This window comes from Nocardia sp. (assembly GCF_025465275.1).
Classification (GTDB): domain Bacteria; phylum Actinomycetota; class Actinomycetes; order Mycobacteriales; family Mycobacteriaceae; genus Nocardia.
In genome coordinates, this window is the sequence record NZ_JAODNK010000226.1 from 1 (window position 1) to 11,083 (window position 11,083).

The 11,083-nt window shown below is 67.6% G+C and carries 8 protein-coding genes and 1 pseudogene; 2 read left to right on the forward strand and 7 right to left on the reverse strand.

Going from position 1 to position 11,083, the window contains the following annotated elements; translation table 11 throughout:
• The 3 genes and pseudogenes from JWN03_RS43960 to JWN03_RS43970 form a co-directional block, all read right to left on the reverse strand.
• Nucleotides 1-368: pseudogene (locus tag JWN03_RS43960) on the reverse strand (sigma-54-dependent Fis family transcriptional regulator); the annotation flags it as partial.
• 253 nt (nucleotides 369-621) lie between these two features.
• The gene (locus tag JWN03_RS43965; RefSeq protein WP_297628681.1) at nucleotides 622-1,350 is read right to left on the reverse strand and encodes an IclR family transcriptional regulator; all 729 of its coding nucleotides are present in this window, start codon (nucleotides 1,348-1,350) and stop codon (nucleotides 622-624) included.
• A gap of 2 nt (nucleotides 1,351-1,352) precedes the next feature.
• Nucleotides 1,353-2,822 carry an APC family permease gene (locus JWN03_RS43970; protein WP_297628683.1) on the reverse strand — a complete coding sequence of 490 codons (1,470 nt, stop codon included), beginning with the start codon at nucleotides 2,820-2,822 and terminating at the stop codon, nucleotides 1,353-1,355.
• A gap of 287 nt (nucleotides 2,823-3,109) precedes the next feature.
• Between JWN03_RS43970 and JWN03_RS43975 the strand changes: the two genes are divergently transcribed.
• On the forward strand, nucleotides 3,110-4,633 hold the full coding sequence (locus JWN03_RS43975) for an APC family permease (RefSeq protein WP_297628685.1): 1,524 nt from the start codon (nucleotides 3,110-3,112) through the stop codon (nucleotides 4,631-4,633).
• 47 nt (nucleotides 4,634-4,680) lie between these two features.
• Entirely contained in the window at nucleotides 4,681-6,054 is a 1,374-nt protein-coding gene (locus JWN03_RS43980) for an FAD-dependent oxidoreductase (RefSeq protein WP_297628686.1), read from the forward strand.
• Nucleotides 6,055-6,114: 60 nt separating this feature from the next.
• Here JWN03_RS43980 and JWN03_RS43985 read toward each other — a convergent pair whose 3' ends face one another.
• From JWN03_RS43985 to cobT, 4 genes are all read right to left on the reverse strand, one after another.
• The gene (locus JWN03_RS43985) at nucleotides 6,115-6,990 is read right to left on the reverse strand and encodes a hypothetical protein (RefSeq protein WP_297628687.1); all 876 of its coding nucleotides are present in this window, start codon (nucleotides 6,988-6,990) and stop codon (nucleotides 6,115-6,117) included.
• Between the two features lie 64 nt (nucleotides 6,991-7,054).
• A complete protein-coding gene (locus JWN03_RS43990; RefSeq protein ID WP_297628689.1) occupies nucleotides 7,055-7,849 on the reverse strand; it encodes a bestrophin-like domain in 795 nt (264 codons plus the stop codon).
• A gap of 77 nt (nucleotides 7,850-7,926) precedes the next feature.
• Entirely contained in the window at nucleotides 7,927-8,673 is a 747-nt protein-coding gene (locus tag JWN03_RS43995) for an adenosylcobinamide-GDP ribazoletransferase (RefSeq protein WP_297628691.1), read from the reverse strand.
• A 264-nt stretch (nucleotides 8,674-8,937) separates the two neighbouring features.
• A complete protein-coding gene (gene cobT / locus JWN03_RS44000; protein WP_297628693.1) occupies nucleotides 8,938-11,028 on the reverse strand; it encodes a nicotinate-nucleotide--dimethylbenzimidazole phosphoribosyltransferase in 2,091 nt (696 codons plus the stop codon).
• Nucleotides 11,029-11,083 lie beyond the last annotated feature (55 nt).

An 11,083-nucleotide genomic window follows, 5' to 3' on the forward strand; every position in this document is an offset into this window, starting at 1 on the left:
TCGCTGTAACTGAAGCCGGGCGCGAAGAACACGGTGTCGAACCGCCCGCCGAGCATGCGCTGGTTGTCGCGCCGCAGCAACACCCGCGAATTGCGGTCGGTGAGAGCGATACTCACCGCAAGATCGCTGAGTTCCACTTCCAGCCGGTCGATGACGGGTAGCGCGCACTGGACGAACCGGCTCTGTAGATCCAGATCGGCGATGTAGCCCCGATCGAGCACATTCGTCAGATCGCTCACGCCCGCCGCCAGCGACCGCTGCCAAGAGGCCGACACCAGGCCGGAGACCCCGCCGGGCGGGAGATCGCCCGAGGTGAGGAAGCTTTCGCGCGCTCGCACGACCGGGGTGCGGTGTCCGTTCCGGCTCACGGGGTGCTCCTCTTCGCCGTACGTTCCTGCGGTCGGGCCCTAAGTGTCCCAAAGTGGGACATCGCATCCCAGTCATTCCACCTGAAACTTATGTCACCAACGACTGTGACCACAGCCGCGACGGATACGTGCCCCAAGGCTGTGCCACCTGTTGGAAGGCCCACCCGCCCCGGCCCCTCGGTGCCAATGTTGTCACCCGCGGCTACCCGCCCAAGGTCGTGACCGGGCCGGGGCAGGTGGTCCGGCTCGCGCCTCAGTAGAGCAGCGGGCCCAGTTGTTTCGAGTATTTCCGGGCCGGCTCGTCATGTTCGAGCAGCGCCGCGAGCCTGCCGCTCGGTCCCGAAAGACACAGTGCGCCTTCGGCGGTGCCGTTCTCGCTGTAGACGGGATAGGCGAGGCAGGCGATTCCGGCGACCAGTTCATTGACGGCGCTGGCGTATCCGGTTTCCCGGATGGCCCGCATCTCCTCGGCCAGTGCCGCGTGTTCGACATGGGTGTGCGTGGTGATCCGGGCCGGATCGGAAACCATTGCCCGCCACTGTGTCCGGGTGGACAGCAGGAGTTTGCCCGCGGCCGAGGCGTGCAGATGCCGCACGAGTTCGCGCTCACCCTGCACCGGATGATCGGGGTCCTCGCTGACGACCTGCACGGTATCGGTCCGGAAATTCATCAGGTGCACCGCGAACCGGGTCGTGGTCCGGAACTCGTTCAGGCACTGGCGCGCCGCACCGGGCACGACCGGACTGTTCAGCGCCCCGGCCAGGCCACGCAGCCGCACGCCGAGACCGAAGCCGCGCAAATCGGCTGTGCGAACCAGGTATTCGTCCGCGACCAGAGCGTTGATCAGCCGGTACGCCGTCGCCGGGGCCATCTCGAGCCGGTGCGCGATCTCCTTGGCCGTCACCCCGACACCGCAGTCGGCGACCACCTCGAGGATGGCGAGGGAACTGGAGACGGCGTTCGCGCGGCGCGAGTCCTTCATGGTTACCGGAACGTCGCGGTCTGGAGCAGATCGGTGCGGCGCGGTTCATCGTAGATACCGATGCCGCGCAACCGTTCCGGCGCGAATACGCGCAGAGCGGCGGTGAAGAGCAGGGCCGCGACCAGCACCGCGGCATAGGCGGTCAGCAATTGGGAATTATTGCTCTGGTTCGAGAAGGCGGCGGCCGCCACCAGCAGGGCCAGCAGCACCGCGGTGACCGTGCCGAGAATCGTGAGCGGACGGCTGGACTCGTGAATCCTGCGCAGCAGCGCCGGACCGGCCAGGCAGGCGGGCACATAGCTGCCCAGATAGCCGAGGGCGCTCAGGGTCAGGAACGAGCGAATGCCGTCCTGCGGTTCGGTACCCGCCAGCAGCGCGCCCACCGCGCAGGCGGTCACCACACCCATGGTGAGCACGATCGCGTGCGCGGGCGTATGGAATCGCGGATGCGCGCGACCCACCACGGCCGGTGCGATGCCCTCGCGGCCCATCGTGAACAGCACCCGGACCAGAGCGTTGATCGAGGCGACGGTGCAGGCGAAGAAAGATGCGGCGATGCCGAGATCGACGACGGCCGCCAGCACGTGCGCATTGTCCTGGATCAAGAGATCGGTGACCGGCGTCTCGCTGCCGGACGGCACGGCCGAACCGCCGCCCAGCGCAATCGATTCCGCGCACACCGCGACGACATAGATCACGCCCGCCGCGACCGGCGTCCAGAGGAGTGTCCTGGGCACCGACCGGAACGGCCGGTAGGACTCCGAGGAGAGCGTGGTGGCGCTCTCGAACCCGACGAAGGCGCTGATGGCCACGACCGCGCTCATGGCCAGATTGCCGGTGCCGGGTTGGGCGGCGTACTCGTGGGGTACGCGCAGCTCGTGCCCGCCACGGGTGAGGAGATAGATCATCAGGGCCAGCACCACGGCGACCGAGACGCATTCGATCAGCAGGGTCGCTCCCGCTGAAACGCGAATCCCGCGCACCATGAGCAGCACCGCGACTCCGGCGGCGACCAGCAGCACGAGGATTATGGCCGCGGTGGAACCGAATCCGCTCAGCCCCGCGGCGACGCCTACCTGGTTCACATAGGTGCCGACGGCGATCAATCCCGCCACGCTCACACTGCCGTAGCCGACAATGGCCGACCAGCCCACCGGAATCGCCACGGTCGGGCCCAGACCCTGCGCGACATAGGTGTACAGCCCGCCGCTCACCGCGAGCCGCTGCGCCATCGGCCGGAGGAGCAGTGCGACACAGGTCGCGAGCAGTCCGGCCGCGACGAAGACGAGCACACTCGCGCCGCCACCCACCGCACTGATCACGAAAGGCGGTGTGACAGCGGCGGTTCCGGAGGGCGCGATGGCCGCCACCGACTGCGCGAACACCGGCAGGAACGGCAGTTTGCGGCGAGTGAGCCCACGCAGTGACGAGCGCCGCACCACCAGGGGCGGACTCGGCGTGGAAGTGGGCATCCGCGGGCCGCCTTTCCGGTGCTGTCGTGCGCTTTCTCGCGCGAAGGCCCACAGCGTGCTCGATGCTGATGTCGGGCACGTTAATCGGTGTTACGCGCATTTATCGCGGGGTGAGAGAATTCGCGGTCCATTTCTCTCGCTGCCGGTCACCGCGACACGACTCCCCTGTTACAGCCGCCCATTACCGTTTCGCAGCACCACGAACTGTGGTGATTGCCATAGGCGCGACGAATGAATTCACCGTGCTCGGAACAGCACTGAATACCGGTTCGTAGAGAGATGAGTTCATGACCCAGCAAATCCAGGCCGAGGCGGTCGCCGCCCCCGCCGAATCAGCAAGCGGGGCCGCGGGCGTGCACCGTTTGAAGCCCAATGCCATCGGTTTGCTCGGCGTGGTCTTCATGGCCATCGCCACCGCGGCCCCGATCACCGCGATGACCGGCAATGTGCCGTTCATGATCTCCTCGGGCACCGGAACCGGCACGCCCGCAGGGTTTCTCATCGCCATGGTGGTGCTGGCCATCTTCTCGGTGGGCTTCACCACCAGGTCCAAGCACCTCACCGCCACCGGCGCGTTCTACGGATTCATCTCCTACGGGCTGGGCCGCACCGTAGGCCTGGCCTCGGGTCTGCTGGCGGCCTTCGCCTACATGGTGTTCGAGCCGTCGCTGGTCGGCATCTTCGCCAGTTTCGGCACCAATACCGTTGGCGCGCAATTCGGTATCCATGTGCCGTGGTGGGTCTTCGCGCTCATCATGCTGGGCGTCAACGCGATCGGCACCTGGTTCGGCATCGCCGTGGCGGAGAAGCTGCTGGTGGTGCTGCTCGGCACCGAGGTGCTGGTGCTCGCGGTGATGGCCATCGCGGTCGCGGTGCACGGCGGTGGGCCGGAAGGGTTTTCGTTCGAACCGCTCAACCCGGTGAATGCGTTCGCGGGGCCGTCGGCGGGGCTCGGCCTGTTCTTCGCCTTCTGGTCGTGGGTCGGTTTCGAGTCGACCGCCATGTACGGCGAGGAATCCAAGAATCCGAAGAAGATCATCCCCAAGGCCACCATGATCGCGGTGCTGGGCGTCGGCGTCTTCTACGTGCTGGTGTCCTGGATGGCCATGTCCGGCAACGGAATCGAGGAGTCGGCGCGGCTGGCGGCCTCGGACAGCCCGATGGATGTGTTCTTCAATCCCACCACCGCCTATGTCGGGCACTGGGCCGTGATCGCCATGCAGTGGCTGATGATGACCGGCTCGCTGGCCTGCGGCATGGCCTTCCACAATTGCGCCGCCCGCTACCTGTACGCCCTCGGCCGGGAAGGCGCGATCCCCGGATTGCAGCGCACGATCGGCCGCACCCACCCCCGGCACGGCTCGCCGCACATCGCGGGCCTGGTGCAGACCGTCTTCGCGGCGCTGCTGGTGCTGGCCTTCGGTATCGCGGGCAAGGATCCCTACTCCGGTACGTACACCCTGCTGGCGATCCTCGGCACCATGGCGATTCTGGTGGTGCAGGCGACCTGCTCGTTCGCGGTGCTGATCTACTTCCGCAACAACCATCCCGAGACTCGGCACTGGTTCCGCACGCTGGTCGCCCCGCTCACCGGTGGCATTGCCATGCTCGCCGTGGTCGGCCTGCTGATCGTCAATATGGGCGCGGCCGCCGGCTCCGAGTCCGGGTCGCTGGTCCTGCATGCGACACCGTGGCTGGTCGGCGTGATCGCCATCGCCGGCTTCGGTTACGCGCAGTACCTCAAGCAGCGCCATCCGGGCCGCTACACCCTCCTCGGCCGCACTGTGCTCGAAGAGACACACGAAAGGTAGTGCCCCGGTACGGCGCATCGATCGCGATGCGCCGTACCGTCGTATTCATGACTGAGCGCCTGGTGATCATCGGTGGGGATGCGACGGGAATGTCGGCGGCTTCGCAGGCACGCCGAATGAAAACCGCGCAGGAGCTGGAGATCATCGTCTTCGAACGTGGGCATTTCACCTCGTTCTCGGCCTGCGGCATCCCGTACTGGGTGGGCGGCGATGTACAGCAACGTGAGGAACTGATCGCCCGCACGCCGGAGGAGCATCGGGCGCGCGATATCGATCTGCGTCTGCGGACCGAGGTGCTGGAGATCGATGTGCCGGGCCGCCGGGTGCGGGCGCGGGATCTCGAAGCGGGCACCGAAACCTGGACGGAATACGACAAACTCGTCATTGCCACCGGTGCGACGCCGATTCGGCCGCCGATTCCGGGGATCGATGCGAAGGGCGTGCACGGCGTACAGACGCTCGATGACGGCCAGGCCCTCATTGAAACGCTCCAATCCACGGCGGGGCGGCGGGCGATCGTGGTCGGCGCGGGCTATATCGGGGTCGAAATGGCCGAGGCGCTGATCAATCGCGGCTACGACGTCACCATGATCAATCGCGGTACGCAGCCGATGGCCACCCTGGACCCCGATATGGGCGCGCTGATTCGTAAAGCCATGGACGGCATGGGGATTCGAGTCCTGTGTGATGCCGAACTCACCGCCGTGCTCACCGATGACGCCGGACGAGTCCGCGGCGTCACCACAGCCGATGCCGAATTCCTCGCCGATGTGGTTGTGCTCGGCATCGGCGTGCGCCCCGCCACCGAGCTGGCCCGCGCCGCCGGACTGCCGCTGGGTCAGCACGACGGGCTGCTCACCGACCTCGCCATGCGGGTGCGCGGCTACGAAAACATTTGGGCGGGCGGCGATTGCGTGGAGGTGCTCGATCTGGTCTCAGGCACCGAACGGCATATCGCGCTCGGCACCCATGCCAATAAGCACGGGCAGATCATCGGCGCGAATATCGGCGGCGGCTACGGCACCTTCCCCGGCGTTGTCGGCACCGCGGTCAGCAAGGTCTGCGATCTCGAAGTGGCGCGAACCGGGCTGCGCGAGAAGGACGCCCGCGCCGCCGGACTGCAATTTGTCACCGTCACCATCGAATCCACCAGTCGCTCAGGCTATTTCCCCGGCACGGCCTCCATGACGGTGAAGATGCTCGCCGAACGGCGCACCGGCCGCCTGCTGGGCGTCCAGCTCGTCGGCCGCGAGGGCGCGGCCAAACGCATCGACATCGCCGCCGTTGCGCTCACCGCCCGCATGACGGTCGAGCAGATGATCGCCCTCGACCTCGGCTACGCACCGCCGTTCTCCCCGGTCTGGGACCCGATCCTGGTCGCAGCCCGCAAGGCCGCACTCGCTGTCGAGCGCGACCGCTGACCTAACGGCGCTTACCGTGCGGCTTGCGCTGCGGGACAACGCCCCCGGTTGCCGCCGATCTCAGACTCGGCGGCTCTTGCTGGTCTTGGCGCGGGCGGCGCCGAGGATGGTGAGGATCATGACGGTCATGATTTGCATGGTGTTGAAGTTGGCGGACAGGGGCGTCGGGGCGGCCGCCACCGGAACCTGATGCGGGGGCGGCGGTTTGACCACAACAGGGGCGGGCGGTGCCGGCGGGACCGGGGGTACGGGCTCGGGGGGAATAATGGGTGCGGCCGCCGGAGCCACGACGGGGAGCGGCGACGGAAACCCCAGCGGGATACCGGGTGCGAGCGCGGGGGCGGGCAGGAGCAGCATGCAGGTCAGCAGGGCGCTGCCGGTGACGGCACTGCCGAACATGACACTGCCGGCACCCGCGGAACCCGGGCCGACCAGACCGCTGGAGCCGAGAATGAATCCGGGGCCGATCAGGCCGGAGCCGAGACCGCTGCCCGTCAACAGGCCCAAACCTATTGCGGCACTGCCGACTACGGCGCTGCCCGCGCAGGCGGTCAGAACACTGCCGGGCTGCAGGCCCAGCGTCTCCCCCAGCGTGCCCGCCGCCGGGGTCACCGCGACCGGGGCTGGGGCCGGAGGTGCTATATCGATGCTCTCCGGTTTGGCGGTCACGGCACGACCCGGGTGCGACCCGTGCGCGGCCGGGTTCATGCCCAGCGAGCTACCCGAGGACGCGCCACCACCGGCGCCGCCACTACCGGAGTAACCGCTCCCGGTCCCGAGCCCGAGTGAACTGCCGGTGGGCCCGTCGACAGCGCGGGGCTGCGAAGACGCACTGCCACTGGCGATCTCACCAATGACATCCGGCAGGCCCGGATCGGCGCCCGCCACACCGGGATGCACGCCCAGTACTGCCGCGGCGATCTCTACCGCGGTCACCGCGGCGAACCCTCGTCCGGCTCTTCGTGTTCGGTTCACGTCAACCATGTGCGACTACCTTCTATCAGCGCGGAAGCCCGCTCGACGACGCGCCGGAGGCAGTGATGTGCTGGAAGCGGGACAGGGCCAGCTCGAAGGCATCCTTGGACACCGTGTTCCCGCCCGCGAACGGCCGATCGAGCTGGTAGACGGCGACGATTACGGCGCCGATCACCATTCCGAACAATCCGGTCATCACCACGCTGCGCCTGGTGACCACCACACCGGAGAGCACGGTGCCGATCAGCAGCATGACCGTTCCGAACCAGAGCGCCACGTAAAGGAAAGTGGGCAAATGGTATTCGGCGTCGATGCCGCGGTCGTACCGGGCCTCGGCAGCCGCGTCGAGGGCCGCATCGGCCTTGCTCTGCAGATCCTTCACATCCGGATCTGTCGATTGCACCCCGGATACCGCCGCACGAATATTGTCGAAGGTGTCCTGGGTGGGCTGACTGAGCTTCGAGTCATTGGCCATGACCTTCCACTCCTGCCCCACGACCTCTTCGGTGTAAGCGCGGGTCAGGGATTGGATCTGCGAGCGACCGGGCTCGGGCAGATTATTGGCGGCCTCGTAGACGGTGGTCAGCGCCTTGCCCTCGGCAATGGTGTGCGCATGCGTATCGTCGTATTGCTGCCACAGGATCACCACGATGAAGGCCACTATCGCCGCGAAGAACATATTGACCAGATCCAGCACCATATTGCCGGCGGCCTTGTCATCACCGTGCCGCCACGATTTCGGGCGTATGCGATCACCGATCAGGAAAACGGTCACCGCCACGACAGCGAAAAGCACGAGCACACCCAGTTGCAACGCCATACGTGACTCCGCCTCCCAGACCCGGGCAACTCCGTTCGTCTGGTATTCGCGGCCACAGGCCGGTCGGATTTGTGTGCTCAGCCACCGAAAGTGAGGATTGCCGCCGCGATCGCGACGGTGAATTCCAGTGCGGCCCCGAGCACATCACCATTGAGCCCGCCGAATCGCCGCACACAGTGCCGTACCAGCAGCACCGATACCCCGAGCGCGACAATCACACCGACCGGTCCGGTCCACCGGTTGCCCGTGCTGAATACCGCTGCCACTACCGCAATCCCGGCCCATACGGCGCCGGTGAGCGGCGCCTGCGTCCCCGCCACGAGTGCGCCGAACCCGGCCCCCGGCGCAGCCTCGATCCCCCGGCGGCAGGCCAGCACCACCGCAATCCGACCCGCAACCACTGCCAGCACCAGCGCCGCCCATCGCCCCGACTCGGCCAGCGCCGCAAACGAAACCGCCTGAATCCCGATCACAAAAATCAGCGCCGCCACCCCGAACGGCCCCGCCCCACCACTCTTCATAATCTCCCGGGCCCGCTCCGGCGGCCCATAACTCCCCAACCCATCCATGGTGTCGGCAAGCCCGTCGATATGCATCCCCCGCGTAACCAACCCCAACCCCGCCACCGTCACAAACCCGGCCAGCAGCCACGACCCGCCTACCGCCCCAACCCCCCAAACAACCCCGGCCGCCACCACTCCGAGCAACAACCCCACCACAGGAGCCCACCCGATAGCCCGCCCCGCAGCCTTCCGATCCACCTCATCCGGCCCCCGCACAGGCAGCACGGTCAACCACGAAACCGCCAACCGCAACCCATTCACGCGCACACCTCAACCACAGCCGCCGCCCTCGGAGCCCCGAACTCACGCCGAGTGAGCGTGTAAGCAGGCCGAATGAGCGTGAAAGCAGAAGGTCGCCCCTCGTCATCCCGGCATGCTTTTAACCGGGATCCACACAGGCCACGCACCAGCGGATGTGGGTGAATTCCGGCCATTAGGCGGGTCGACCGTGTCAACGAAGCCGAATCCGCCCACGACACAAGGTGTCCGGCCTGGCGATGTCGCCCGGCCGTCATAGCTGCGTCGTCAGGCACCGGCGGGTTCTGTTGCGTCGGCGGTGCTTACGCCGGCGTCGGCGAAGGTCGCCATATCGGACAGGGTGGCGATGGCGGCGCGCAGGATCGGGAGGGCGGTGACCGCGCCGGAGCCCTCGCCGAGGCGCATGTTCATTTCGACGAGCGGCTCCAGCTCGAGGCGCTTCAGCGCGATGGTGTGGGACGGTTCGCTGGAACGGTGCCCGGCGATCCACCATTCGCGCGCGCCGACGGCCAGCTGATCGGCGACCAGCGCGGCAGCCGTGACCACGACGCCGTCGAGGATCACCGGGGTGCGGCGGGCAGCGGCGCGAGCCAGGAAGCCCGCCATGGCGGCCAGGTCGGCGCCGGAGGCGGTGCGCAGCAGGGCAACCGGATCCTTGATCACCGGGCGGGCGCGCCACATGGCATCGCGGATGGCGGCGGTCTTGCGAATCCAGCCGGCATCGTCGACACCGGTGCCACGGCCGACCGCGACCACCGGCTCGGTATCGGTGAGCGCGGCGATCAGCACCGTCGCCGGGGTGGTATTGCCGATGCCCATATCTCCGGCAATGAGAAGGTCTGCGCCGGAATCGATTTCCTCGTCGGCAATGGCCGCGCCGGCCGCGAGGGCGGTCTGCACCTCGGCCTCGGTCAGCGCATCCTCGCGGTCGATCGACCCGCTGGAGCGCCGCACCTTGTGCCGCGAAATCTCCGGAGCCGTATCCCCGTCCACCGCAATGTCTTCCACGCGCACGGTGGCATCGGCCAAGCGCGCCAGCACATTCACGGCCGCACCGCCGTTCAGGAAATTGGCGACCATCTGCGCGGTCACCTCACTGGGATACGCCGACACCCCGTGCCGCGCCACCCCGTGATCGCCCGCGAACACCACAATGCGAGCCCGCTCGAACTGCTTCGGCGGACACACGCCCTGGCACGCCGCAACCCAGTTGGCCAACTGCTCCAACCGCCCCAGCGCACCAGCGGGCTTCGTCAACTGCAACTGCCGCGCCTCGGCCGCAGCCCGCACCAGCGGATCAGGACCGTTGACCGGACCGAACGCAATCCGCGCAGGCTTCGAAAGATTCGCGGCACCCGAAGCAGCGGCCGTCTGTCCTGCCGCGCGCGCGGCGGTACTACCGGCAGCGGCAGTCACGGCTCCACCTGTCGAGCCCGCAGCATCACCGCTTGCCGAATCGGCGTCCGTGCCGTCCGCCGTCCGCGTTGTGGTGGCAGCAGCGTCGGCCACGCCACCCACTACGACGCCTGCGGCACCATCCACTGCGACGCCTGCGGCCACGGACCCTGTCGTGGTGCCTTCGCCCTCCGCGACTCCGCCCACTGCGACGCCTGCGGCCACCGAGCTCGAAGCCGCCTGCGCGACAGCCGGATCAGCCGTCGCCGCGAAATCGGTAGGCGCCGGGTTCGAGACCGACTGTGTGGCAGCCGGTTCCGCCACGGTGCCGACAGCAGCGCCACCCACTACCGCCTGCGCGGCGGCTGTACCGCCGAGGCCGACAGTCGCGAGGGCGGCGGCCGAAGCGATCGCGCGGTCCGGCTTGACCTGAATGGCGTGGCCCGCGACCACGAGGTACACCTCATCGCAGAGCTGAGCCAGCCGCTGGTTGAGCGTGCCGAGCTCGTCACGGAAGAGCCGTCCGGAGTGCGTGGCGGGAATGACACCGAACCCCACCTCGGGGCTGACGATGATCAACCGCTCCGGGTAGTCCGCGACAATATCGACGAGCGCGTCCACATCGGGCGCGACAGTGCCCCGCGGGGATTCCCAAGCGCTGCGGGCATCGATGCGCGCCGTCAGCCAGGTGCCGAGGTCGTCCACGAGGGTGACGGAGGCCAGCTCAGCCAGCGCCTCGAGCAGCTCGTGCTCCACGACGGTCCAGTTCTCGGGCCGCCGAACCCGGTGCGCCGCAATGCGTTCCGCGAAATCCGCATCACCGGGATCGGGCACCGCGGTAGCGATATATCGCACCGCCTCCGATACGACCAGCTGTTCAGCAAAGGCCGACTTACCGGACCGGGCTCCACCGAGCACCAGCGTCCGAAGCGGTCGATCGGTTGATTGAGCACTGTGCGACACGTCAGCACGGTATCAACAGCACGCACTCCCCGGCCGACTAGGCACGACTGTCCGC